The organism is Bifidobacterium aerophilum (assembly GCF_010667685.1).
In the GTDB taxonomy this organism is placed as follows: Bacteria; Actinomycetota; Actinomycetes; order Actinomycetales; family Bifidobacteriaceae; genus Bifidobacterium; species Bifidobacterium aerophilum.
Genome location: NZ_WHZW01000018.1, coordinates 42514 through 68451 on the forward strand (window position 1 = coordinate 42514; position 25938 = coordinate 68451).

Consider the following 25938-nt stretch of genomic DNA (forward strand, 5'->3'; position numbering starts at 1 on the left):
ACAGCATTGTATCTGGAGCGCCACAGGGCACCTGGCATGCCCGCCTACCACACGAAGACGGGCATGCCGGTCCCCTCACACGAAAATGCCGTCAGCCGCCACGCTATCCAGCCGCAGACCTAGCTGAGGCGAGTACAAACCCCGATCCCGAAGAATATAGCAGTTTCCTTCGGGATCCCCATCCCGTCCCACCTGTAGCACGGCGCCCGCCGACAACAGCTGTTCAAGGTGTCGCGGCCATACATTGACCGCATACTTGCCCAGCTTGCGGAACAACGTGCGATCGATATCCCCATGCTCCAGTTGCGCGCACAACCGCATTCCCTCGTCGGACGTTTCGTCGGACCACGGGACATACACCGGCACGGTCGGGGTGTCAATGAGCTTGAACAGTTCGGCTATACGTTCGAACGGCATACCTTTATCGTGTCCGTGCAGGGCAATGATCCGATGCACATCGAGCGCATCGTTGCCTACGGCTTTCCGCCCGCTCCCGCCGCCACCGCCGAGCATGCCGAGCAGCTCGTTGAAATACATGCGAATCGCATCGCTCGACATCAGATCGGCATACCGATTCGCGACGACATGGTACGCCGCAAGGTTCTGCCGCAGATACGGAGCACAGCCGCCTTCCGTGGAGAACACGTAGACCATGCTTTGCTCGGCGGCATGCCTGCCTTCGCGGTTGCACCGTCCGGCCGTCTGAATGATCGAATCAAGTCCTGTCTCTTCCCGGTATGCCACCGGAAAGTCGACGTCCACGCCTGCTTCGATCAGCGAGGTGGACACCACACGGCATGTCTTTCCGGCGACGAGCCGTTCGCGAATCGTCCTCAGCAAACGTTTGCGGTCCGCGGCGCACTGCAGCGTCGTCAAGCAGAACGTTCCTTCCTCGTCCTCACCGTGCGCAAGGCGATCATACAGATACTGCGCTTTCTTGCGCGTATTCACCACACATAACACCTGCGTATAATCGTCCAGACGATCCGCGAGCGCATCCAGTTCGATGTCTCCGATGCGTTCGACCGTCACGCGGCGGAATGTCTCACGATCCGCATCCGAGAACGGCGATATTTCAGGAATATCGACCTGTCCATCCGTGGACGCCCGGTCGAACAGCGGTTTGAGTTCGGGTTGCGTGGCCGTGCACAATACCGCCGTGGAACCGTATCGTTCCACCAGCTCCGCGATTGCCGTGACGCACGGTCGCAGATACGGTACGGGCAGCGTCTGCGCCTCGTCAAACACGATGACCGAATTCGCGATGTTGTGCAGCTTTCGGCAACGTGACGTCTTGTTCGAATACAGGCTTTCGAAGAACTGCACGGCCGTCGTGACCACGATGGGCGCGTTCCAGTTCTCCGCCGCAAGCGCGCGCTTGAGATCGTTCTCGTCCATGTCGGACTCGTCCTTGAGCTGGTACGGAGCCTCCGCATAATGCGGCAACACAACATCCGGACCGAAGATCTTCTCGAAATTGCCGACGGTCTGGTCGATGATCGACGTGTAGGGAATCACGTAGATGACCCGTTGCAGGCCATGCGTACGCGCGTGTTCGAGCGCGAACGTGATCGACGCGATGGTTTTGCCGCTGCCGGTGGGCGCCGTCAGCGTATACAGTCCCGTACCGCATGTCGCGTCGCACCCTCGTCTGAGACACTGCCTAAGCAATTCGCAGCGTTTGACGTCAAGCGGGCTTTTGTCTGTTTTATCGAGATATCGTTGTGCCACGGTCTCCATAACAGCCGCGGCACGATTCACTTGGAACCGGTTTGCGTCGGCGTATTCCGCTGAAAACCGTTGCGCCGTCTCGCGCAGCGTATGCCACGATGGAGTGCGTTCCTTCGCCAGAGCGACCGGATCGAGCCGTTCCTTCACCCGTTCCAGCAGCGGATGTTCGGCACGCCGTTCCCGGTTCGAGGTGAAGAATTCCGCATCGAGCCGGTCCCCATCCACCAATGCCGACAACAGCATGCGCGTCAGCATCATGTCGGAATAGCATGTGGCATCTGGTGTCCGTAAAGAGCGCGACACGCTTTTCGACGTCGCCGCGGGTTTCTCCTGAGTCGCAGGTCGGAGCATAGGCAACTGCGTGCGCCAGGCGTCGGCCAAGGACAGCGGACTATGGCCACCCGCAGAGAAGGCCCTGCGTATGCGGGCGCTGTAGGTCGAACCGTCAAGTTCTCCCCCGCTGCCCAGATCGGCCAACCCCGCATGATGGCCGGCCACCGCCATGGATGCGGCAAAATAGCCATCGCGCATGAGCAGCATCGCACCGGCAGTTGAGTGGTCCACCTTGCCCGAATGCTCCGGATCACGGATCCTGTTCTGAAAGGCCGGTGAATATTTGCCGAGATCATGAACCAGACCGGACAGCAGACCATCATCGAGATGACCGAACTGCTGTGCGAAGCCGCCGGAAAGGCATCCGGTCATGCATAGGTGTTCCACGCATGTCTCATAACCGTGATCACTGGTTCGTGCATAAAACATATCCGGCCCACGTCCATTCCCATGCGATGTGACGGATGAACCGGATACGACCATCGTGCTCCATTGCCGCTCATCCGTCGTTGACTGGTTTCGTCTTCAGCTTATACCCTGCACAACGATTCCGGTCGGCAACGGTGCCTGTACGACGGAGAAGACCTTGAGACGGGAAGAGGCTTGGATATGCAAAACCCCGCCACATCGGGCGGGGTTTTCGCGTGTGTTACGATTGCGCGGCTGTCGCGGACCCGAATCAGGCCTCGACCGGAGCGTTCACGTCGGCCGGGAGGGCGTTCTTGGCCTCGGCGACGATGGCCTTGAAGGTCTCCGGATCGGACACGGCGAGCTCGGCGAGAGCGCGGCGGTCCAGATCGATGCCGGCCAGCTTCAGGCCCTGCATGAAGCGGTTGTAGGTGATGCCTTCGGCGCGGACGGCGGCGTTGATGCGCTGGATCCACAGCTTGCGGAAGTCACCCTTGCGGGCCTTGCGGTCGCGGAAGTTGTAGGTAAAGGAGTGGAGCAGCTGCTCCTTGGCCTTGCGGTACAGGCGGGAGCGCTGGCCGCGGTAGCCGGAAGCCCTCTCGAGAACGACGCGACGCTTCTTGTGGGCGTTCACTGCGCGCTTGACACGTGCCATAATCTATTCCTCAGCTTTCTAAAAAGTTTCTTCGCGAATCGGCTTCAGGCGGCTCAGCGGCCCAGCAGCTTCTTCATGACCTTGGTCTGCGACGGAGCCAGCACGGCATCGGCCTTCAGGGCGCGACGCTTGCGAGCGGACTTGTGCTCCAGGTTGTGGCGCATGGCGCTGCCGTTCTGGACCAGCTTGCCCTTGCCGGTGACGCGGACGCGCTTGGACGCGGCGGAATTTGTTTTCATCTTCGGCATTGCTGCCCTCCTTGTTGGTTACTTCTTTTCGGAAGTCGTATTGTCTTCGGTGCCGTTGACCGCGGCCTTCGCCTCGGCTGCGGCCTGAGCCTGAGCCTCCTGCTTGGCGGCCAGACGTGCCGCCTGGCGGGCCTGGCGCTCGGCGCGGGACTGGTCGCCGCGGCGGCGCTGCTCGGACTGCGTGTGCACCTTCTTGCCCTTGGGCGCAAGCGTCATGATGATGTTGCGGCCCTCCTGCTTGGGAGCGGATTCGATGGTGCCGTACTCCTGCACGTCGTCGGCGAGGCGCTGCAGCAGTTCCACACCGCCGATCGGGCGGGACTGCTCGCGACCGCGCAGCATGATCGTGACCTTGACCTTGTCGCCGCCGCTCAGGAAGCGGGTGACGTGGCCCTTCTTGACTTCGAAGTCGTGGTCGTCGATCTTCAGGCGGAAGCGGATCTCCTTGATCTCCGCGGTGCTCTGATTGCGGCGGGCTTCACGGGCCTTGATCTTCTCGTTGTACTTGAACTTGCCGTAATCGATGAGCTTGGCGACCGGAGGCTTCGCGTTGGGTGCCACCTCGACGAGATCGAGGTTCGCTTCCTTGGCCAGGTTCAGCGCGACGGAAGTCGCGATGACTCCCACCTGCTCGCCGTTCGGTCCGATCAGACGCACCTGGGAGACGCGAATCTCGTCGTTAATGCGTGGTTCGTCGCTGATGATGACTCCAATCCTCATGTTCTTCACGGCGGAACACCCCGGATGGGCGCGATTCATCGTCCGAATTCATGGCAAGTCCCGTCGACGCACGCACCGTAATCGGCACGCATCCGCGTTCGACGTCATATGTCCGTATCCGTTGCGATACGTTCCCGGCGAAAGCCGCCGGAAATAGGCCATTGCCTTGAACCCGAGGCCATGAAAGGCTTCCAGGTGGGGTTGCCCCGCTTTCTTGATTTCTCAAGCCTTGTAGATAATACCACACCCCTCGACCGGGCGTGTCGTCCGTCGACCGCACCAAAGTCCCGCCCGGTCGGAATTACGCGAGACGCCCCGACCGCGGCACTCCGACTACCTATTGCGCGTTACTGCACGGCCCGCAGCAGTCCGGCGATCCCTTCCTTCCTGAGCAGTTCGCGGTACGGCCCGGCCTCGCGGGCGATGATGTTGTCGATCGCACGCATGCCGAGTACCTCGACCGGCGCCTTGTCGTCGGTCAGGATCGTCGCGTCCTTCTTCCAGTTCGGGTTGTCGACCTCGGTCAGCCGACCGGCGATCTCGTTCATCGCCGAGGCGAGCTCGTGGCTGTGCGTGCGGTCATAGGTGCGCGTCTCCAGCGTTCCGGGGTCGGACAGCGTGTCCATGCCCTCGCTCTCCGACATCGCGGTGGTCGCCCCGCCGAGGTCCGTCTTCTTCGCGAACAGTTCGCGGTTCGTCGTGCCCGGAACGTCGGCCGTGCGCACGAAGGCGGAGTCGAACACGGATGCGATGGTATCGGTGAGCGCCTCGTTGATCGAGCCTTGCCCGTCGGAGATCATGTTCATGTTGACGACCATCACGCCACCCGGATTGAGGTGCCTCCTCACCAGCGAGAAGAACTCCTTGGAGCTCATCTGGAACGGGATGGTGATGTCCTGGTACGCGTCGACCATGATCACGTCGTATGTGTCGTGGCTGGCCGCCAGCCATGCGCGACCGTCGTAGGTCGACACGTCGATGTCGCCCGGCTCGTCGAAATATTCGCCGGCCAGCTTCGTGATCTTGCCGTCTATCTCCACGCCGGTGACGTCCATGTCCGGATAGTACTGGCGCAGCTGGCGCGCGTACGTCCCGGTGCCCATGCCGAGGATGAGCGCGGAGTCGGCCTTTTTGGCGAGCGCCGGCGCGGCCAGCGCGGTGTCGTAGTACATGCCGGTCAGTCCGGGCTGCTTCATCGTGACGGATTGCACGCCGAAGAGCACGTTGGTGGACAGGATCGTGCGGTCGGACAGGTTCTTGACCTGCAGGTAGTTGTAGATCGACTCGCCTTCGTAGGCGATGACCGATTGGTTCTCCCAGAACGCGAAGCCGCTCATCGGCGAGAACGCGCCGGAGAGGGCGAAGACCACGACGGCGACGGCGCAGGCGATGCTGCGCACGCGCGCGGCGAAGAAATAGACGACCGGCAGGCACAGCAGGGCGCCGGAGAAGATGAGGAACGTGACGAACGTGCCGACGGCGGGGATCGTGATGAAGGTCGGCAGGAACGTGCCGAGGATGGAGCCGACGGTGTTGCAGGCGGACAGCCGTCCGACGACGGATGCGTTGTCCTCGAGGGAGTCGGTGGCGAACTTGTTGAGGCCCGGGGTGACGGTGCCGAGCAGGAACAGCGGCGGGACGAAGATCGCCATGCAGCTGACGAACGCGGCCAGGACGAGGAAGTTCGTGGAGACGGTGACGATGAGCAGGCCGGAGATCGCGATGATGAGGTACTTGCCGACGAGCGGGATCAGCGCGATCCACACCGCGGCGACGAGGATGCGGAAGTACAGTTTGTCCGGGTTCGGGTCCTTGTCGGCCCAGCGTCCGCCGAACACCGCGCCGAGCGCGAGCGCGATCATGATGGTGCCGATGATGATGGTCCACACGATCTGCGAGCTGGAGAAGTATGGCGCGAGCAGTCGGGACGCGCCGAGTTCGGCGGCCATGACGGCCATGCCGGAGAAGAATTCGGTGACGTACAGGAAGATCTTCGATTTCAGGATCGGCCGTTCTTTCGTCGTGTCCGCTTTCGCCATGATCTTCCCTTCGTTTCGTCCGCCCTTGGTATGTTGCCGAGCCTACACCACCGGCCGCCTCGCCGCACCGGACGGAAAGCCGCGTTCGGGGCGTACAGTGGTGCGCATGAGCGAACAGACTTGCGTGATTTTCGCCGCGGGCGAATACTACGGCGACCCGATCGACGTGCCGGATGGGTCGTTCGTGATCGCGGCCGACGGCGGCTTGGATCATACGCGCGCGCTGGGCGTGCGAGCGGACGTGGTGATCGGCGATTTCGATTCGTTGCACGGGATCCGCCCGACCGACACCGAGCATACGATCGCGCTGCCGAGCGAGAAGGACGATCCGGATCTGCTCAGCGCGTTGAAGGTCGGATGGTCGCACGGCTGCCGCACGTTCCATATATATGGTGCGTTGGGTGGCCGCATCGACCATACGATCTCGGGCATCCAGCTGATGACGCTGCTCGCGCATCACGGCGGCATCGGGTTCCTGCACGGCGACGGCACGGTCGTCACGGCTATCTGCGATGGGGCGCTGTCGTTCCCGGCCGCCGATCTCGCGCCGGGCCGCATGGTGTCGGTGTTCTCGCACTCCGACGTCTCGCGCGGCGTGAACGAGCCTGGACTGAAGTACGAGCTGACGGACGGCACGCTGTCGAACGACGTCGTGCAGGGGGTGAGCAACGAGTTCCGGCCCGGCGTTCCGGCTGAGATCAATGTGCATGACGGCACGCTGATCGTCACGTTCCCGGTCGAGGCGCCGACGCCGGCGGTGGCCCGCTACCGGGAGTTCGGAGGCGATCTGGGCGCGCTCGACACGCATGTCTCCCCGATTCTGGTGAAGTGACGCGCACGCCGGCGCCCACGGGAATGTGAACGCTCACAGAAGGTTTGCCCAATAAGCGAAAACACGCCCGCGAATCGTTGCCAATAGTACAGACGACGCATTAGAGTGGTTCGTGTTGGTAAACAATGGCCTTGTGTGTGTTCGCGCGCAAGGTCACCCTACAAGGGAGAATTACATGACAGTTAAGATTGGTATTAACGGCTTCGGTCGTATCGGTCGTCTCGCCTTCCGCCGCATCTTCGACCTGCAGCAGAAGGGTGGCGAGGCCGCTGATATCGAGGTCACCGCTATCAACGATCTGACTTCCCCGTCCGCTCTGGCCTACCTGCTGAAGTACGATTCCACCCACGGCACCTTCAAGCACGCCGACGGCACCCCGGTCGACGTCAAGGCCACCGACTCCGCCATCGTCGTCGACGGCAAGGAGTACCCGGTGTACGCCGAGCCGGATGCGAACAACATCCCGTGGGTCAAGAACGACGGTGTCGAGTTCGTCCTCGAGTGCACCGGCTTCTACACCTCCGCCGAGAAGTCCCAGGCCCACCTGAATGCCGGCGCCAAGAAGGTCCTGATCTCCGCCCCGGCCAAGGACGCCACCACCCCGACCGTCGTGTTCGGCGTGAACCACGAGATCCTGAAGCCGACCGACAACATCGTGTCCGCCGGCTCCTGCACCACCAACTCCATGGCCGCCATGGTCAAGCTGCTGAACGACAAGTTCGGCATCAAGGTCGGCTTCATGACCACCGTCCACGCCTACACCGGCACCCAGATGATCCTGGACGGCCCGCGTGGCAAGAAGTCCGGCCGCGACCTGCGCGCCGCCGCCATCAACACCATCCCGCACTCCACCGGTGCCGCCAAGGCCATCGGCAAGGTCGTGCCGGAGGTTAACGGCAAGCTGCAGGGCCACGCCCAGCGCGTCCAGGTCCCGGACGGCTCCATCACCGAGCTGACCACCGTCCTGAACACCGAGACCACCGCTGACGAGATCAACGCCGCGTTCAAGGAAGCCTTCTCCGACACCCCGTACTACGGCTACAACGAGGATGGCATCGTGTCCGGCGACATCATCGGCGACACCCACGGTGGCGTCTTCGATCCGACCCAGACCGACGTCAACACCGTTGACGGCGTGACCATGGCCCGCACCGTCGCCTTCTACGACAACGAGTACGGCTTCACCTCCAACATGGTGCGCACCCTCGAGTACTTCGCCGAGATCTCCGAGTGAATCCGCGCGGGTTCGCCCGCTTGGGTTCATGAGTGATTCATGACGAATTGACGAAAATCCCCGTTCCGTTCACGCGGAGCGGGGATTTTCGTATGCTTGAGCATCGCGCGCGTTATGATGGGGCGACATGGGCAAGAAATCCAAGAACGAGAAGGGCAAGGGCTCGACGCCGGCGACCGTGCAGCTGGAAAAGGCCGGCGTGCCGTTCGAAACATACGAATACGAGCATTCCAACGACCATATGGACGACGGCTACGGCGTGGAGGCGGCCACCAAGCTCGGTTTCGACGAGCATCAGGTGTTCAAGACGCTGATGGCCGACACCGGCTCCGAACGCGTGGTGGGCGTGGTGCCGGTGAGCGTGCACATGGACCTCAAGGCCCTGGCCGCGGCGGTCGGTGCGAAGAAGGCCTCGATGGCCGATCCGAAGGTCGCGATGCGCGAGTCCGGGTATGTGGTCGGCGGCATCTCGCCGCTCGGCCAGAAGGTGCATCACAAGACCGTGCTTGACGAGTCCGCACTGCAATTTGACCGTATCCTGCTGTCGGGCGGCAAACGAGGTTTTTCGATCGGCATCGCGCCCGAGGATCTGCTCAAGGTGCTGAACGCCGTCGCCGCCCCCATCGGCACTTGGTGACGGCCTGTCGGCGGTCTTCCCGTAGGCGAAGTGAGCCGGCACACTACCGTGCCGGCGAGGACTGCCGGCCGCGAAGCTCGGCCGACTGAGCCGTCAAATGGGAAGCACGGTGTGCTTCCCATAGGCGAAGTGAGCGTGCGCGCTATTGCGCACGCGAAGGCTGCCGGCGGAGTTCCGCCGGCAGCACGAAGTGCATGTTCTCCTTGATGGTCTCCACGGAGGATACGTCGATGAACCCGAGTCCGCGCAGCGACTCGATCACGCCCGCGACGAGCTCATCGGGCACGGATGCGCCGGACGAAATGCCGACGGCCTCGACGCCGTCGAACCACGCCGGATCCATCTCACCCGCGTCGTCGACGCGATGCGCGATTCCGCGTCCGGCGAGCGCGTCCTGCGCCACTTCCATGAGCCGCACCGAATTGGACGAGTTGGCCGAGCCGACGATCACCACGCAGTCTGACTGTTCTGCGATGAGCTTGACCGCGGCCTGTCGGTTCGACGTGGCGTAGCAGATGTCGGAGCTCGGCGGCTCCTTGATCCATGGGAAGCGGGCCTTGAGCGCGGCGATGGTGCCGGCGGTCTCGTCGATGCTGAGCGTGGTCTGGCTCAGCAGCACGAGTTTCGTGTCGGGAGTGAAGTCGAGCGCGTCCACGTCGTCGGCGTGTTCGATGAGGTGCACGTGTTCGGGACTCTCCCCCACCACGCCGACGGCCTCGTCGTGTCCCTTGTGTCCGATGTAGACGATCTCGTAGCCTTCCTTGACGAACCGCAGCACCTCGCGGTGCACCTTGCTCACCAGCGGGCAGGTCGCATCGACCACGTGCATGCCGCGCGCGGCGGCCTCGGCCTTGACGGACGGCGACACGCCGTGCGCGGAGAACACGATCGGGATGCCGGCGGCCGCGGCCGCGTCGGGGATTTCGGCGAGTTCCTGCACGAACACGGCGCCCGCCGAGGCGAGATCCTCGACGACGTGCCTGTTGTGCACGATCTGGCGGCGCACGTACACGGGCGGCAATCCGTCCTCGCGGGGCGCGCCGGCCGCCTTGAGGATCGTCTGCACGGTGAGGATCGCCCGGTCCACGCCCGCGCAGAAGCCGCGCGGGTCAGCCAACACGATTCGTTTCGCCATCACGTCCGCCTTTCGTTATGCAACACCCGTCCATACTAGCCGACATACGCGCTAGACTGGATCGTTAGCGGTAACATCCGTTACCGGGCACACGAAATCCTCACTATGGAGTGATGTACATGACGAAGAACATCCCGCCGCGCACCGGCCAGCAGTATTCCATCCATTACGGCGACTGGGCCGCGGTGATCACCGAACTGGGCGCGACGATGCGCAAGGTCACCTATCAGGGCAAGAACGTGATCGTGCCGCTCGGCCCGGACGATCCGGTCACCTGCTGCCACGGCCAGCTGCTCGTCCCGTTCCCGAACCGCATCGAGGCGGGCACCTACACGTTCGAGGGCAAGACCTATACGCTGCCGATCGATGAGCACGACCGCAACACCGCCATCCACGGCTATGGCTACCGCTCCTACTGGAAGCTCGAGGAGCTGACCGAAACGTCCGTCACGCAGTCGTGGCGCGTGCCGTTCCTGCTCGGCTATCCGTTCGACGTGATCGTGACCGCCAAGCACGAGCTGGACGCCGACGGCCTGCACATCACCGTGAGCGCGTACAACAACGGCGGCGATGACGCCCCGTGGGCGCTGGCGATCCATCCGTGGCTCGACAACGGCTTCAACGGCTACGGCGACGAGATCGACGGCCATAACGCGCAGTGCCGTCTGACGGTTCCGGCGGACACGCATGTGACCGTGGACGAGAACCTCATTCCGACCGGCACCGAACCGGTGGACGGCACGAAGTACGATCTGCGCGAGCACCCGCTGCTGACCGGCCAGCCGTTCGACGATGCGTGGACCGACCTGCACCATGACGCCGACGGCACCGTGACCGCGACGTTCACCCGCCCGGACGGCTTGGAGATCAAGGTCGGCGGCGACGAGACGATCACCTCGTTCCAGGTGTGCACCGGCACCGGTTTCCCGGCGTTCCAGCACCCGGCCGGCACCGCCGTCGAGCCGCAGACCGCGTACGCGAACGCGTTCAACACCGGCAACGACCTGATCGTCATCAAGCCCGGCGAGACGAGCACGACCAAGCTGTTCATCAAGGCCGAACAGCACTGAGTCCCGGGGTTCGTGGACCGTTCGGCTTGCGAACGTCGGTGGGATGTGCGATAATCCCGTAGGCTTATTAATCTTCAGTAAAGGAGTCCATCATGGGCATGCGCGGACGCAAGCGCAAGGATCGTCGTAAGAAGGCCGCCAACCACGGCAAGCGCCCGAACGCCTGATCCAAGCCTGATTCAGGCTGCGTGAACAACGCTAGGAAACCCCTGCAGACCATCGGTTTGCAGGGGTTTCGCATATCTCCGCGCGTCATGAACGCGACACGGTCAAGATCCGGACACCGATCGGACATACGCGTTGTCGCGACGTTGCGACACCGCGACGCCGCGATGCCGTCACTCGTCGCCGTCGCAGCAGCAATGGTCGAGCGTCTCACGCAAACGGCGCATCAGGCATTCCGGTGCGACGTCCGGCCGCAGGTAGGCGCGCATCGCCATGATCAGCGCCTTCTCGCGTTCGTCGCAGCAGGTGTCAGGATCGAAGCAGTCCCCCGAACCGGTGCCGGCCAAGGCGTCCGGCTGCACGCCGGGCAGCACGGCGGGATCGGGATGCACGGCGCTGACATGCACGTCGGTGCGGATCACCGTGCCGTCCGCGGTCTGACGGGTCACCGAGATGTGACGTTCGATCTGCCCGCTCATGACCGCTCCTTCCGTCCGCTCGTCGTCTCTTCGTTTCCATTATCGCCGGTTCCGCCGCGCTTCGCGGACAGTGAACCGTTGGAGTCACGGCCGGAACCGCCAGTGGCAACACCTGTGGAACCGCCCGATGGTCTGCCGTATCCACGCTCTCTCGCATACGAGGCAAGGTCGCGCTTGAGCTGCGTGCGGGCGCGGTTGAGACGGCTCATCACCGTGCCGATCTTCACGCCCTGCTCGTCGGCCACCTGCTGGTAGGTCTTGCCGTCGATCACCGTGTCGATGAACACCTGCCGGCGTTCGGGAGGCAGCCGGTCGAGCGCGGCCATGATCTCCTCGGGCGCGAAGGTGTCGAGGTATTCCTGTTCCGCGGATTTCAGTCCTTCCGACGAATGTTCGGACGCCGAGTAGATGTCCCAGTCGTCGTATTCGCCGGTCGAATCGTTGGCGCGTTGCGGGCGCCGCTTGGCCTTCGCGTACTGGTTGAAGTAGGCGTTGCGTTCGATCGTGGTCATCCACGCTTCGAAGTTCGAGCCTTCCTGGAAGGTGTCGAACGCCTTGAATCCGCGTTCGAACGTGTCCTGCACGAGGTCCTGCGCGTCTTCGGAATTGTTGGTCAGTTTCATCGCCTGCCGGTACAGCGCGTCCACGGCGGGCATGGCGAGACGCTCGAACCGTTCGCGTTTCGCCGCCATCCCGGGCGTCATGCTCCCCGCGCGCCCCGACCCGTCCACGGCTCCCCGCGCCTGGCCGGCGTCATCCCCGTCGTCGTGTTCGTTCACCTTTTCGTCTGCCACGGCTCCCATTGTAACGGCAGCGACGAAACCGTCCGGGCAGGCGGCCGGAACACGCCCGGGCCGCCACCGAACGTGCACATGGCGCACGGTAGAATGGCCAGTTGTCACGAACGTAAGGGAGAGCATCATCATGTCTTTGACGTTGCAATCGGCCGCCCGCCTGCTGGACGAGCATCATCTGCTGCGCGAGATCATCGCCGGCGATCTGTGGACGCTGGACGCGGCCGATGTCGACGGCGGCGATCGCCCGTTCTCGGACGTCACGTATGACACGCGTCAGGTCGCCGACGGCACGTTGCTGTTCTGCAAGGGCAACTTCAGGCCGGAATACCTGCACGGCGTGGACGAGCGCGGACTGGCGGCATACGTGGCCGAAACCGATTTCTCGTCTGTGACCCGCGCGTCCGGGCTGATCGTCGACGACGTGCGCAAGGCGATGAGCCTGCTGTCGGCCGCGTTCTTCGGTCGCCCGCAGGACGAGCTGACCGTGATCGGCATCACCGGCACGAAGGGCAAGACGACGACCGCGTACTTCACGCAGGCCGTGCTCAACGATTATTCCGGCGGCAAATGCGCGCTGTTCTCGTCGGTCGACAACTGCCTGGACGGCCACACGTACACCGAATCCGCGCTGACCACGCCGGAAAGCCTCGACGCGTTCCGCATGATGCGCGAGGCCGTCGATAACGGCATGCGCTACCTGGTTATGGAGGTCTCCTCGCAGGCGTACAAGGTGCAGCGCGTCTACGGGCTCACGTTCGACGTGGCCGCGTTCCTGAACATCTCCCCCGACCATATCTCACCGATCGAGCATCCGACGTTCGAGGACTATCTGCACTGCAAGCGGCAGATCTCGTACAACTGCCGCACGCTGGTGCTCGGCGAGGACTGCGATCACGCCGACCTGATCCGTCAGGATGCGGCGCGCGCCGACGTTCCGGTCGTCTCGTTCGCGCTGCGCGACGAAGCCGGCGACGTGACCGACGGCATCGACGTCATCGCCACGCCGGACCCGCAGCATCCAACGCAGTACGTGTTCCTTGATCACGGCAAGGCCATCGGCGATTTCTCGCTCGAACTCGAAGGCGGATTCAACGCGGCCAACGCCGCGGCCGCGATCGCGATCGCCCGCAAGGCCGGCGTGCCTCAGGACTCCCCCGCGTTCGCCGCGCTCGAACGGGTGCGCATCTCCGGACGCATGGAACGGTTCGCGAGCGCCGACGGCAACATCGTCGCCTACGTCGATTACGCGCACAATTACGTGAGCACCAAGACGCTTGCCGAATTCGTGCTGCGCAAGTACGCGGACCGTTCTCCGAGGCTGGTGCTGGTGACTGGTTCGGTCGGCGACAAGGCCGTGGACCGCCGTCAGGGCATCATCGACGGCGCGCAGGACAAGGTGGACCGCATCATCCTCACGTCGGAGGACACCGTCAAGGAGCCGATGACCGACATTCTCGACGAGATGCGCGGTTATATCACGAATCCGCATGTGTCGTCCACGATCATCCTCGACCGTGCCAAGGCCATCGAAACCGCGGTCGAGGAGGCGCGCACGGACGCGAAGGCCGGCCGGCTGACGGTATTGCTGGTCATCGGCAAGGGCGAGGAGCAGTGGATCAAGGTCGGCGGCAAGCATGCGCCGTACGAGGGCGACGGCCATGTGATCCGCCGCCTGTTCGGCATCGCGCAGGACTGAGCGGGTCTCAGGCCGCGCGCGACGAGCGCATATACGTACGTAAAAAGGCGGGACGTTCCGAGATCATATGATCCGAGACGTCCCGCCTTCGTATGTTCCGAAAGATCTTGCCGGACTTGCCCGCCGTCAGCCCTTGCGGATGCGCGAACGGATCTTGAGCGCCGTGTTCCACAGGTGGTACCACGGGCTGAGCGGCTTGTCGAACGTGCCGACCCAATAGATCGGTTCGTTGGCGAACAGCATCTTGAACTCGCTGATGCCGTCGTTGAGCAGGCCGTTGAGGTCGTACAGCACCGCGCCCTTCTCCTTGGCGGCAAGGATCGCGGTCCACTTGAGCAGGTAGTTGGCGCGCAGCGTCTTGCCTTCGTCGTTGACGCCGCCCCACAGTTCGAACGCGGTGCCGTTCGCGGAGGTGATGTTCCACAGGAACGACAGGACGCGTCCCTCGTGTTCGGCCACGAACAGCTGGCCGGCATCGCCGAACAGGGCGAACGCGGCGCGGTAGTATTCGTCCGGGTGCAGCGGGAAGTGGTCGTTGGCGGCGGTGTCATGGTAGATGGCGAGGATCGCGTCCAGATCGGCTTCGACTGCCGGACGGCATACGACGCCGTTGCGGCCGGCCTTGCGGATGTACTGGCGGGCCTTCTTGGAATGCAGGCCCTTCATGATCGTGTCCTCGTCCGGGGTCAGGTCGATGGCCGCGGTCTTGGCGAGCATGATGTACTTGCCCTTGACCCATGAACCGCCCAGTTCCAGCGATTCGACGGCCGGATCGATCTTCAGGCTCACCGAGGAGACGTGCTCCTTGCACCAGTCTGCGCAGGCGTCGGCCACGCGTGCCAGCTGCGCGTCATCATCGGCGAACGGTCCGCGCGGAGCGTAGGAAATGGCGCGGAACGGCCACGGCAGGTCACGTACGAGGATCTGCGCGCCGCCAATGACGCGCCCGTCGTCCTTGACGACGACGCGATGCGCCGTCCACGGACCGGTGGACGCCTTGAGCTCGCCCCACTGCCACAGCTGCAGCGGATGGCCGTGACGCTCCTCGACCAGCGCGTTCCACTCGGATTGGTTCTGAATTTCGGTTGTCTCCTGCATGATGCTCCATAGGTTCATTCACAATGCCGTACGCATATGGTATCCCACCGAGCCTACCGACGCCCCGGAGCCGGACACGGGCCGTATTACACTCGTCACCGGTCAATCGCAAGGAGCATCATGATTACGTTGGAAGCCGTCACCCCTGAAGTCTTGGAGGCGTCCGCAGCCGAGCACGACATCAGCCTTCCCATCGAACAGACCGCCGTATGGGCGGCGTATCAGGCCGACATCGACGGTCGCACGCCGTGGGGCGCGTACGTGATCCGCCGCGACGACGATGCGGTCGCGTTCATTTCGTTCATCGATTACGAAACGCACGGATACCACTATCTGCACGCCGCGCACGGGCCGGTCTGGATCGCCAGGCCCACGCCGGCCGAGGAACGCGAGGTCATCGACGCGCTGACGCAGGCCGTGCATGCCGAGGATCCGGGGATCGTGTTCCTGCGCATCGACGCCTGGTTCGAGGACGGCACCGAACCCGTGCTGTCGACCGTCCCGTATGACGAGACCGTCATCGTGGATCTGACCGGCGGGGACGACGCGATCCTGGGACGCATGAGGAAGCGCGGCCGTCGCGACGTGCGCAAGGCGCTGCGCGAAAGTCCGGCCGATTGCCGGGACGAAACCGAATCGGCAACGGCCGACTTCTCCGAATACTACGACGTGATGGTGGAGACGGCGCAACGCGACGGGTTCTCCCCCGCGCCGATGGACGACTACACCGATATGATCGCCGCGCTCGGCCCCGACCATTGCCGCGTGTTCGCCGCCCGCATCGACGGACGGGTCGTCGCATGGTCGATCGTCACGTTGAACGGAGCCCGTGCGGTGTATTACTACGCCTGCATGAGCACCGCGGTGATGCATGATCTCGTGCCAGACAAGCTGCTGTACACGTTCTGCTGCGCGCTCGGCGCCCAAGGCTATACGCAGATCGACCTGATGGGCATCGGCGACGATTTCTCGCCGTCGCTCAAGTCGTTGAACATGTTCAAGACCAAGTTCACGGAGGAGACCACACCCGTGGCCCCGGCCCGAGACGTGCCGATCAGGAAGGTGTTCTACGGCACGCTGACCGCCGCGGAGAAGCTGCGCGACTCGTTGCGCGAGCACTGAACGGCGCATTCCCGCATGACATCCAGTGGCCGTGGTCGTGGCCACGGCCACGTCACGGTGCGATGCGCGCGCGTATCGCACCGTGAACGCCGCGCCCCCTGTCCTCCCGCTCTCCCGTAATATTCATGAATTGTTAAGGTTCTATACCTTAATGCAACATGGTCATACGGAGAAAGGAGAACCATGCATAGCAATCCCTCCAAGGTGCTGTCGGCGATAGCTGCCGCGACGGCGATGATGCTCGCGCTGGCCGGATGCGGCGGGCAGTCCAACACCAAGACCGACGCCTCGGCCGACGGCGGCACGATCACCGCCATGAACTCGGAACCGGCGACGACGCTGATCCCGGGCAACACGAACGCCGTCACCGGCGGCAAGGTGCTCGACCTCATCTTCTCCGAGCTGGTCGCCTTCGACGCGAACGGCAAGCCGGTCAACGAGGTCGCCAAGGAGATCAAGTCGAACGACGACGCGACCCAGTTCACCATCACCATCAAGGACGGCTGGAAATTCACCGACGGCACGCCGGTGACCGCCGAATCGTTCACCAAGGCGTGGAGCTACACGGCGAACGCGACGAACGCGCAGATCAACGCGAACTTCTTCTCGAACATCAAGGGCTACGACAAGCTGCAGCAGAAGGGCGCTCCCTCCGACGAACAGCTTGAGGGTCTCAAGGTCGTCGACGACCACACCTTCACCGTGGACCTGACAAGCTCCGACTCGAACTTCCCGATCAAGGTCGGCTACACCGGCTTCGCCCCGCTGCCGGAATCATTCTTCAAGGACCCGAAGGCGTTCGGCGAGAACCCGGTGGGCAACGGCGCCTACAAGTTCGTCAAGTGGGACCACAACAAGGAGATCGACGTGGTGAAGAACCCCGACTACAAGGGCAACTTCCCCGCGAAGAACGCCGGCGTGAAATTCATGCTGTACACGAGCCCGCAGTCGGCCTACGCCGACGTGCTTTCCGGCAACCTCGACGTGATGGATTCCGTGCCCGCCACCGTGGCCGGCAGCCTCAAGTCCGCGAAGAACGTGCAGGTCTACAACGAGGCCGGCTCGTCGATCTCGCTGTTCGTGATCACGCAGGACTACAAGCACTTCGGTCCCGGCGAGGAGGGCCAGCTGCGTCGCCAGGCGATCTCGATGGCGATCAACCGCGAGCAGATCTGCGAGAAGATCATGTCCGGCCTGTGCACGCCGGCCACCGACTTCGCGGCCCCCGCGATCGACGGACACTCCGATTCCCTGGCCGGCAAGGAGAACCTCGAGTACAACCCGGACAAGGCCAAGGAACTGTGGGCCAAGGCGAACGAGATCTCCCCGTGGGAAGGCACGTTCGAGATCGCATACAACACCGACGGCGGCATGAAGAGCATGTGGGACGCGGTCATCAACTCGATCAAGAACACGCTGGGCATCGACGCGGCCACGCAGATCTTCGCCACCGGCTCCGAGCTGAGCGACGTGACCGACGGCCGTACGCTGCACAAGCCGCACCGCATGGGCTGGTCGCCTGACTACCCGTCGATCGAGAACTACCTGACCTCGCTGTATTCGACCGCCGCGGCCGACGGCAACGGCGCGAACACCGGCGACTACAAGAACCCGGAGTTCGACGCGCTGCTCGCCAAGGGCAACGCGGAGTCCTCGACCGAAGCTGCGATCAAGGACTACCAGGCCGCCGAGGAGATCCTGCTCAAGGATCTGCCGAGCGTGCCGCTGTACTACACGAACGCGAACGGCGTGGCCAACAAGAACCTGAAGAACTTCAAGTTCAACTGGCAGAACAGCCCGATCTACCGCGACATGACGAAGTGACGGACGGATTCGTCCCAAACCTCTGACACGACAAGGGCGGCTCTCTTCCCTCAAGGAAGAGAGCCGCCCTTCGCATATCCGGAACCGAAACCGGCGACCGACCGGCGGCGGCCCGTATCTCGGATCAGTCCTCGGCGAGCCGCTGCGACACGACCGCCGTAACTCCGTCCGCACGCATCGTCACGCCATACAGCGCGTCGGCAATGCTCATCGTCCGCTGCTGATGCGTGATCACGATGAGCTGCGCGTGTTCGCGCAACTGTTCGAACGCGTCGAGCAGGCGGGTCAGATTCACGTCGTCGAGCGCCGCCTCGACCTCGTCCATCACGTAGAACGGGCTCGGACGGGCCGTGAAGATCGCGAACAGCAGCGCCAGCGCGGTCAGCGACCGTTCGCCGCCGGACAGCAGGCTGAGCTGCCTGACGCGTTTGCCAGCCGGACTGGCCTCCACGATCACGCCGGTGGAGAGCAGATCGTCCGGCTTGTCGAGCCGAAGACGCCCCGTGCCTCCGGGGAACAGCGTGGCGAAGACCCGCTCGAACGCCGCGGCCGTGTCGTCGAAGGCATTGCGGAACACGTCGATCATCGTGGAGTCGAGGTCGCGGATCAGCTGCATGAGGTCGTCGCGTGACTTGGCGACGTCGTCGCGCTGCTCGTGCAGGTACTGGTTGCGGGTCTGCAGCGCCTCGTATTCCTCAAGCGCGAGCGGATTCACCTTGCCGAGTGCGGCGAGATCGTGTTTGGCCCGTTCGAGCCGTTTGACCTGTTCCTCGCGCACGTAGGGCACGCTGAGCGGCAGCGTCGGCGGGTCGCCGGAACCGTCATCGGAGCCGTTCTCGGATACGGGCCGTCCGGTGTCGTCGAGCATCGGCACCGGCTGGTCGGGACCGTAGTCGCGTATGAGTTCGTCCACGTTCATGCCGAGTTCGTCGGAGATGCGTTTCGCGACCTGCCCGTACTCGGCGGCGAACCGTTCGCGGTTGACGTCGAGTGTGTGCTCGCGCATGGCGAGTTCGTTGACGCGTGGTTCGAGCTCGTCGCGTCGCGCGCGCAGCGTCTTGAGTTCGCTGTCGTGGTCGGCGGCCTCGGCCTGCAGTCGGACGCGTCGAGCCGACGTGTCGGCGATGGCGGAGCCGACCAGTTCGGCGACGGCGTGCGCGTCCGAGGCGATGCGCCGTGCATGATCGGCTTTGGCGCGGCGCAGACGGTTCGCCTCGTCGATGCGGGCACGGCGTTCGGCGGCGGCCTTCGCCTGGTCGCGAAGCAGGCCGCTTTGGCGTTCCAGCGAGGCGGCCGTGCGCTCGGCTTCGTCCCATGCGAGTTTCGCGGTCATTTCCCGTTCACGCGATTGCGCAAGTCCGGTTTCCAGTTCGCGTTCGCGAGCGGCCAGCTCGTCGGCGTCGGCGTTGTCGTCGGTGCCGGATTGTGCGGCCGTCAGCGCACGGTTCAGGTCGCCGACGCGCAACTGGTGCGATTCTCGCGATTCGTCGGTGGTCTTGATCGTATCGTCGATGCCGCGGATCTGCTTGTCGAGATTGGCGACCCGTTCGGATGCCGAAGCGAGCGCGGACGCCGCCTGTTCGGTCTTCAACCGGATCTCGGTGCGCATGACGGCCGCCTGATCGACGGCGCGGCGCGCCTGATCACGTCCGGCGCGGGCCTGTTCGACCCGTTCGTTCAGTTTCGAGAGCCGATCCCGCAGTTCCGAGACCTGTCTGATCGCCTTGTCCCGTCGCGCGACCAGGGACAGGTCGCTGTGCGCCGGCATCGAACCGCCCACGCCGCCGACCGGATTGACGATTTCGCCGGCTTGGGTGACGGCGCGGGAGAACCGGCGCACCGGCATATGTGCCGCATCGGTTCCATCCGACTCGTCCGATTCGTCCGTGCCGTCCACGGCCGCGATCGCCTCGTCCAAAGTGCGCACGGCCGCCACGTCGGCCAGCAGCAGGCGTACGGCGCGCACGACGCCGGCCGCTTGATCGGGGTCGGCCGCGTTCGGATTGGCCGTCACCAGCGAGGCAGCGGAGAACGGCGACGCCTGTTCGCCGGGCACGACGGCGTCGGACAGGGTATCGTCGGAGCGTGCCGGCAGCGGCATGAGCGCGACGGCCTTGCCGAGCCGTCCCTCGCGCGCCAGTTCGAGCGCGCGGACCAACCGCCGCCGTTCGGGCACGACGATCGCGCCGGCGAACGCGTCGAGCGCGTGCGCCACGGCGTCCTCCCAGCCGTCGGCCACGCGGATGAAGTCGGACAGGTGCCCCATGGCGCCGATGGTGGGGTTGCGTTCCAGAGAACCGGCGGCGTTGCGGCTTTCCAGCGTGTCGTTCAACGCGTCCGCCTTGGCCTTGAGCGAGATGATCCGGCCGTTCAGGTCGCGTTGGGCATCCTGCAGGTCGTTGAGCGCGTCCTGTCGCGAGGATAGTTCCTGACGGGCCGCGGCCAGCGCCTGCGTGCCGTCGTCCTCGTCGCCGGCCTGCGCGCGCAGCCCCAGTGCGTCGCGCTGCGCGCACGCCTCGTCGTACTGGCGAATCAAGGTCGCACGCTGTTCGGCGAAGTCCTTGCCGCGGGTCACGGCCAGCTGCACGGCGGCCTCTTCGCGTGCGATGAGTTCGCGCAGGTTCGCGACCCGCGCGTCGCGCTGCTGGGTGGCGAGACGCAGTTCGGCGATCGTCTGGCGGATCGAGGCGAGCCGCTTTTCGCCGTCGGCGCGCTCCTCGGCGGCCTTGTCATGAGCCAGCCGCATGTCCTGCGCGGATTGCCGCTGTCGGGCGAGCTGCGCGTCGAGTTCGTCGGCCCGACGGTTCAGCAGGTCGGGATCGTCTCCGGGAACCTGCGCCATCTGGTCGGTCAGCGCCCGTTCGCGTTCCTCGGCGAGGGATGCGAGCGCGCGCAGCCGTTCCTGGATGCGCGACAGGTCATGCCACTGCTGGTTGATGCGGGCGATGGCCGGAGAGGCCTGCGAGGTCAGCGTCTCGACCTGTTCGGCGCGGACCTTGACCTGTGCCAGTTCGCGGCGCAGCCCGGTCAGTTCGCCGCGCACGTCGGCCAGTTGCGCGTGGGCGTCGTCGCGCTGCGTCATCGCTCGGGAGGCGTCGTCGGCGTACAGGCGCATCCGCGCGTCGCGCAGGTTGATCTGGATGCCGTCGGCGCGGCGGGATACGCGCGCCTGACGGCCGAGCGGGCCGAGCTGGCGGCGGATTTCGCCGAGCAGATCGTCGAGTCGGGCCAGGTTCGCTTCCGTGTTGGCGAGCTTGCGGAGCGCGCGCTCCTTGCGTTTGCGGTGCTTGAGGATGCCTGCTGCCTCTTCGATGAACGCGCGGTGGCCGCTCGGATCGGCCCTGAGGATCTGGTCGAGGCGTCCCTGGCCGACGATGACGTGCATCTGCTGGCCGAGTCCGGTGTCGCTGAGCAGTTCCTGGATGTCGAGCAGGCGGCACGGCGTGCCGTTGATCGCGTATTCGGAACCGCCGTTGCGGAAGATGGTGCGCGAGATCGTGACCTCGCTGTAGTCGATGTCGAGCGCGTGGTCGGCGTTGTCGATCGTGAGCGAGACCTGGGCGCGGCCGAGCGCGGGACGGGTGGACGTGCCGGCGAAGATCACGTCCTCCATCGAGGTGCCGCGCAGGTTGCGGGCGCCCTGTTCGCCCATCACCCAGGTGAGCGCGTCGACGATGTTCGACTTGCCGGAGCCGTTCGGTCCGACGACGGCCGTGATGCCGGGCTCGAATCGCAGCGTGGTGGCCGATGCGAAGGATTTGAAGCCTTTGAGCGTGAGTTCCTTGAGATACATGCGGCGAGCGGCTCCGTCAGCGCTGCTGCGCGGCTTCGCCGGCCGAACCGTCGGTTGCGGCTTCGCCGGACGGTTCGCCCGCGGCCTCGCCACGTTCGGCGGCATCCTGTTCGGCGGCCTCGCGGGCGAGCTTGGACAGGCCGAAATCGCCGAAGTCGTCCATGTCGAAGTCGGGGTTCGCGTCGGTTTCGAAATCACGGTCGGCGTCCGTCGCCGCTTCGTCCGTGCCCGTCGTCGTGTCCCCGTCGGTCGTATCGGCCGCGACGGTGCCGTCGGCGCGCACGACCGGGCCGGAGCCGAGGTTCGGTTCGACGCGTTCGTGCTTCGGCTTGGCGAGGTCGGCGTTCATGCGTTCCTTGAGCAGGGCGCGCGCGTCGCCGGCGGTCACGAAGCTGCCGCAGATGAGCACGCCGTGGCCGTAGCCGACGCCGAGCTCGTCCTGCTCGTCGACCATGTTGACGGCCGTCTGGATCGCATCGGGCAGCGAGTCCTCGCGGATCACGCGGTCGCGTCCGAACACGCGCACGGCGACCTTCTCGAGTTCCTCGGCCGGCATGACGCGGTCGCGCCACGAGTTTTCGGTGACGACGACCTTGCTCAGCACCGGTTCGAGGATGCCGAGGTATTCCTCGACCTGCTTGTCGCCCATCATGGCGATCACGCCGACGAGCTGCTGGAAGTCGTAGTTTTCCTCGATGGCGGCGCGCAGCGACTCGGCGGCGTTCACGTTGTGGCCGCCGTCGATGATGATGGTCGGCGACGTGCGCACCTGTTCGATGCGTCCGGGAATCTTCACGCCGCTCAGGGCCTCGCCGACGAGGTCGCCGTCGAGCGCGCCGGAGACGGGGATGACCGCTTCGGCGGCGGCGAGCGCGGCGAGCGCGTTGTGGGCCTGGTGTTCGCCGAACTTGGCGATCGGCACGTCCGTGTAGGTGCCCAGCGGCGTGGACAGCGTGGCGACCTGGCCGCCGACGGCGGGCATGCGGTTGACGACCTCCATCTCGTAGCCGTCGCGCACGAGCGTGGCGTGGTTGCGGCGCGCGGCCTCCTCGAGGATCGGCATGACCTCGTCCTCGTGCGGCTGGCGGCCGATGATCGCGGTGCAGCCGGGTTTGATGATGCCGGCCTTCTGCTCGGCGATCTTCTCGACGGTGTCGCCGAGCCACATCATGTGGTCCATGTCGACCGGCCCGATGATGGCGGCGTCGGCGTTGAGCACGTTGGTCGCGTCGGTGAGTCCCCCCATGCCGACCTCGACGATGGCGACGTCGACCGGCGCGTCGGCGAACTTCCAGATCGCCATGGCGGTGAGCACTTCGAAGAAGCTCATGCGCGGCTTGCCCTGTTCGCTCATCTTGGCGTCCACGAGGTCGACGAGGTCCTTGACCTGGTCCCAGATGTCGATGAAGTCGTCGTCGGAGAGCTCCTGGCCGTCGATGGCGATGCGCTCGTTGATGCGTTCGAGGTGCGGCGACGTGTACAGGCCGGTGCGCATGCCGTAGGCGCGGCAGATCGCTTCGGCCATGCGCGCGGTGGAGCCCTTGCCGTTCGTGCCGGTGACGTGGATCACGCGGAACGAGTCCTCCGGGTGGCCGAACAGGTCGAGGATGAGGTTCATCCGGTCGAGGTCCATGTTCGTGGTGTTGTGTTCCGGCGGGCGGGACATGATGTCGCGTTCCACGTCGCGGATGGTCTCGTTGTTGCGGTTCGGATGCTCGTATGACATGACTGTGCGACTCCCCTCAAGGACATTACTCAAACTTCCCCTAGTGTAATGTCCCGTCCCGAATTCAGCCGCCGGTATCATTCGCAGGCCGCGGCCGCTCCTATTCGCAGGCGACGCCGTCGCCGTCGCGGTCGAGTCCGGCACGGTATCCGGGCTGTCCGGCGGTCAGCGGCGCCGCGCCGGCCGCGCGAGCGGCCGCGCAGTTCTTGTAGTACACGTCGCCGGAAGACGTGCCGGCAGTGCCGTCGGAAGACGTACCGGCAGTGCCGTCGGCGTCCGCATCGTCCGTGCCGGTTGCGGTGCCGGCCACCGCGTCGCCGTCGGCGCCGCCGTGTTCGGGCACCTGCTGGCCCGGGCATGACGCCAGCACGTTCGCCATCGCGTCATGTTCGGACTGGGTGACCCACAGCGAGTACTTGTGTTTCACGCCGATCTGCCGGGCGACGTACGCGCAGCGGAACGACTTGTTCGCCGGCAGCCAGGTCGCGGCGTCGCCGTCGCTTTTCTGCTGGTTGGACGGACCGTCGACGGCCAACAGGTTGTACGGGTCGTTCGCCAGCTGTTCGCGCAGGTCGTCGGACAACTGCTGCGCGCCTTTCTGCCATGCGTCGGACAGTGCGACGACATGGTCGATCTGCACGGCGGAACTGGTGTCCTGTCCGCGCACGAAATCGATGGTCGTGCCGGTGTACGGGTCGTCGAGCGTGCCGGATGCGACGACGCAGTCGTGCGTGCCTGCCTTGTAGGTCTTGTCGGTCAGGTCTCGGTTGAGGATGTCGTTGCGCGTGTCGCAGCCATTGTGGTCGACGTCGGCCCATGCGGCGCCGAACCGGTCGCGCGAATATCCGGTTTTCGGCGCGCGGCCTTTCACCGGCAGCGTCGCCAACACGTCCCTCGCCGTCTGGCCGGCGCCCGGATCCGTCGCCTCCGTCACCTCGCCGCCGGAGGATTGCGCGTCGCCGGACGACGCCGTGCCGGACCATCCCTGTGAGGATTGATCCTGCGACGCCGTCGTGTCGGATGCCGACAGGTCCGTCGGCGACGAGCATGCGGCCAGCGGCACGCACAGCGCGACCGCCGCCGCCAGCGCGGCGATCCGCTTCCATCCCGTCATTCCGCTCACCTGTTGCATCCTCATGCCCTACCTCCATCGTCCGTTTCGCCGCTCCCACCGTACACGGTGGATTCGCGGATGACCAGCGGGCAACGCACGCTGATCTCGCCGCGGCGGGGACTTCCGTCGAGCGCGTCCAGCAGGCATCGTGCGGCGACTCGTCCGATCTCGAAGGTGTTGTTGGAGAAGCTGGTGATGGTGGGATGCGCCGCGTTGACCACCACGTCCCAATCATCGTGGCCGACGACGGCCACATCGTCGGGGATGCGCGCGCCGGACGCCTGCATCCGTTCGATGGCGCCGCGCGCGATGAGGTCGTCCAGGCAGTACAGGCCGTCGAATCGGACTCCTCGATCCAGCAGTCTGCCGGCGGCCTCGTATCCCCACGGCTGGTTCCAGTCGCCGTACTGAATGGGTTCCACCGGCTTAAGACCGGCTTCGTCCAGGGCGCGCAATGCGCCGCGCATCCGTTTGGCGGCGGCGTCCCAGTGGTCCTCCGGCCCGATGATCGCGATCCGGCGGCGGCCGAGTCCCAGCAAGTGACTTACCGCGTCGTATCCGGCGCGTTCGTTGTCGCAGGTCACCGAGCATTCGTGCGGGTCGGTGCAGCCGGCGTACGCGTAGACGACCGGCAGTCCCCCGGTCAGGCGCCGGTCAAGCGCCGGCCGTGGATCAGTGTCGGTGGATGTGACGATCAGCCCGTCCAATCCGTGTGCCGCGAGACGGTCGATGTGACGGCGTTCGAGACGTGCGTCGTCGCGGTTGTAGATCAGGGACACGCTGCACTGCGATTCGCCGAGCACCTGTTCGGCACCGTCGAGCAGCGGAAGGGAGAACCTGCCGCGCAGGTCCGAGGTGAGCAGTCCTATGATGCCGGAGCGGCTTCGCTCCCCCTGCACGAGCCCGTACCCGAGATCGCGGGCCACGTCGCGGACCAAACGTCGCGTATCGGGCGCGAGCCGACCGGTGTCGCGCAACGCCTTGGACACGGTGGAACGGGATACGTTCGCCACCCTGGCGATGTCGTCCAACGTCACTTTGCCCATGACAGTTCAGTATACGACCGCCGTCACGCGCGGGAC

At 64.8% G+C, this 25938-nt stretch carries 21 protein-coding genes; 8 read left to right on the forward strand and 13 right to left on the reverse strand.

Features of this window, described 5'->3' with window-relative positions:
- Nucleotides 1-75: 75 nt before the first annotated feature.
- From cas3 to GFD25_RS08970, 5 genes are all read right to left on the reverse strand, one after another.
- Complete coding sequence (gene cas3, locus GFD25_RS08950) at nt 76-2547, reverse strand: CRISPR-associated helicase Cas3' (protein ID WP_163232031.1); 2472 nt, start codon at nt 2545-2547, stop codon at nt 76-78.
- A 196-nt stretch (nt 2548-2743) separates the two neighbouring features.
- A complete protein-coding gene (gene rplT / locus GFD25_RS08955) occupies nt 2744-3127 on the reverse strand; it encodes a 50S ribosomal protein L20 (RefSeq protein ID WP_163232033.1) in 384 nt (127 codons plus the stop codon).
- Nucleotides 3128-3180: 53 nt separating this feature from the next.
- Entirely contained in the window at nt 3181-3375 is a 195-nt protein-coding gene (gene rpmI / locus GFD25_RS08960) for a 50S ribosomal protein L35 (RefSeq protein WP_152357322.1), read from the reverse strand.
- Nucleotides 3376-3393: 18 nt separating this feature from the next.
- Nucleotides 3394-4095 carry a translation initiation factor IF-3 gene (infC, locus tag GFD25_RS08965; RefSeq protein WP_163232035.1) on the reverse strand — a complete coding sequence of 234 codons (702 nt, stop codon included), beginning with the start codon at nt 4093-4095 and terminating at the stop codon, nt 3394-3396.
- A gap of 347 nt (nt 4096-4442) precedes the next feature.
- Nucleotides 4443-6134 carry a spermidine synthase gene (locus tag GFD25_RS08970; RefSeq protein ID WP_239512514.1) on the reverse strand — a complete coding sequence of 564 codons (1692 nt, stop codon included), beginning with the start codon at nt 6132-6134 and terminating at the stop codon, nt 4443-4445.
- Between the two features lie 106 nt (nt 6135-6240).
- Between GFD25_RS08970 and GFD25_RS08975 the strand changes: the two genes are divergently transcribed.
- From GFD25_RS08975 to ybaK, 3 genes are all read left to right on the forward strand, one after another.
- Entirely contained in the window at nt 6241-6966 is a 726-nt protein-coding gene (locus tag GFD25_RS08975; RefSeq protein WP_163232037.1) for a thiamine diphosphokinase, read from the forward strand.
- Between the two features lie 175 nt (nt 6967-7141).
- The gene (gene gap, locus GFD25_RS08980) at nt 7142-8200 is read left to right on the forward strand and encodes a type I glyceraldehyde-3-phosphate dehydrogenase (RefSeq protein ID WP_163232039.1); all 1059 of its coding nucleotides are present in this window, start codon (nt 7142-7144) and stop codon (nt 8198-8200) included.
- Nucleotides 8201-8327: 127 nt separating this feature from the next.
- Complete coding sequence (gene ybaK, locus GFD25_RS08985; RefSeq protein WP_163232041.1) at nt 8328-8837, forward strand: Cys-tRNA(Pro) deacylase; 510 nt, start codon at nt 8328-8330, stop codon at nt 8835-8837.
- 142 nt (nt 8838-8979) lie between these two features.
- On the opposite strand, the gene GFD25_RS08990 is transcribed toward ybaK, so the two are convergent.
- The gene (locus GFD25_RS08990) at nt 8980-9972 is read right to left on the reverse strand and encodes a 4-hydroxy-3-methylbut-2-enyl diphosphate reductase (protein ID WP_163232043.1); all 993 of its coding nucleotides are present in this window, start codon (nt 9970-9972) and stop codon (nt 8980-8982) included.
- 119 nt (nt 9973-10091) lie between these two features.
- On the opposite strand from GFD25_RS08990, the gene GFD25_RS08995 reads away from it, so the two are divergent.
- Together GFD25_RS08995 and GFD25_RS12580 are read left to right on the forward strand one after the other, a co-directional pair.
- Entirely contained in the window at nt 10092-11042 is a 951-nt protein-coding gene (locus GFD25_RS08995) for an aldose 1-epimerase family protein (RefSeq protein WP_163232045.1), read from the forward strand.
- Between the two features lie 92 nt (nt 11043-11134).
- Nucleotides 11135-11209: a 50S ribosomal protein bL37 gene (locus tag GFD25_RS12580; protein ID WP_003817083.1), complete on the forward strand. Its 75-nt coding sequence runs from the start codon at nt 11135-11137 to the stop codon at nt 11207-11209.
- Between the two features lie 171 nt (nt 11210-11380).
- Here GFD25_RS12580 and GFD25_RS09000 read toward each other — a convergent pair whose 3' ends face one another.
- A complete protein-coding gene (locus tag GFD25_RS09000) occupies nt 11381-11686 on the reverse strand; it encodes a hypothetical protein (protein WP_163232047.1) in 306 nt (101 codons plus the stop codon).
- A complete protein-coding gene (locus GFD25_RS09005) occupies nt 11683-12378 on the reverse strand; it encodes a sigma-70 family RNA polymerase sigma factor (RefSeq protein ID WP_338024649.1) in 696 nt (231 codons plus the stop codon). The genes GFD25_RS09000 and GFD25_RS09005 overlap by 4 nt, the downstream gene beginning before the upstream one ends.
- 232 nt (nt 12379-12610) lie before the next feature.
- Here GFD25_RS09005 and GFD25_RS09010 point away from each other — a divergent pair, with 232 nt between their 5' ends.
- On the forward strand, nt 12611-14179 hold the full coding sequence (locus GFD25_RS09010; RefSeq protein WP_163232049.1) for a UDP-N-acetylmuramoyl-L-alanyl-D-glutamate--2,6-diaminopimelate ligase: 1569 nt from the start codon (nt 12611-12613) through the stop codon (nt 14177-14179).
- Nucleotides 14180-14305: 126 nt separating this feature from the next.
- On the opposite strand, the gene GFD25_RS09015 is transcribed toward GFD25_RS09010, so the two are convergent.
- The gene (locus GFD25_RS09015) at nt 14306-15277 is read right to left on the reverse strand and encodes a lipid II:glycine glycyltransferase FemX (protein WP_163232051.1); all 972 of its coding nucleotides are present in this window, start codon (nt 15275-15277) and stop codon (nt 14306-14308) included.
- Nucleotides 15278-15397: 120 nt separating this feature from the next.
- On the opposite strand from GFD25_RS09015, the gene GFD25_RS09020 reads away from it, so the two are divergent.
- Both GFD25_RS09020 and GFD25_RS09025 read left to right on the forward strand, forming a co-directional pair.
- Nucleotides 15398-16399: a lipid II:glycine glycyltransferase FemX gene (locus GFD25_RS09020; RefSeq protein WP_163232053.1), complete on the forward strand. Its 1002-nt coding sequence runs from the start codon at nt 15398-15400 to the stop codon at nt 16397-16399.
- Between the two features lie 183 nt (nt 16400-16582).
- Complete coding sequence (locus GFD25_RS09025) at nt 16583-18223, forward strand: peptide ABC transporter substrate-binding protein (protein ID WP_163232055.1); 1641 nt, start codon at nt 16583-16585, stop codon at nt 18221-18223.
- 124 nt (nt 18224-18347) lie between these two features.
- On the opposite strand, the gene smc is transcribed toward GFD25_RS09025, so the two are convergent.
- The 4 genes from smc to GFD25_RS09045 all read right to left on the reverse strand — a co-directional run bounded on the left by smc (nt 18348) and on the right by GFD25_RS09045 (nt 25902).
- Nucleotides 18348-22016 carry a chromosome segregation protein SMC gene (smc, locus tag GFD25_RS09030; RefSeq protein ID WP_163232057.1) on the reverse strand — a complete coding sequence of 1223 codons (3669 nt, stop codon included), beginning with the start codon at nt 22014-22016 and terminating at the stop codon, nt 18348-18350.
- Between the two features lie 16 nt (nt 22017-22032).
- A complete protein-coding gene (locus GFD25_RS09035; RefSeq protein ID WP_163232059.1) occupies nt 22033-23742 on the reverse strand; it encodes a bifunctional folylpolyglutamate synthase/dihydrofolate synthase in 1710 nt (569 codons plus the stop codon).
- Between the two features lie 100 nt (nt 23743-23842).
- Nucleotides 23843-24880, reverse strand: a complete 1038-nt coding sequence (locus GFD25_RS09040; RefSeq protein WP_163232061.1) for a GmrSD restriction endonuclease domain-containing protein — start codon at nt 24878-24880, stop codon at nt 23843-23845.
- The gene (locus GFD25_RS09045; RefSeq protein WP_163232063.1) at nt 24877-25902 is read right to left on the reverse strand and encodes a LacI family DNA-binding transcriptional regulator; all 1026 of its coding nucleotides are present in this window, start codon (nt 25900-25902) and stop codon (nt 24877-24879) included. The genes GFD25_RS09040 and GFD25_RS09045 overlap by 4 nt, the downstream gene beginning before the upstream one ends.
- Nucleotides 25903-25938 lie beyond the last annotated feature (36 nt).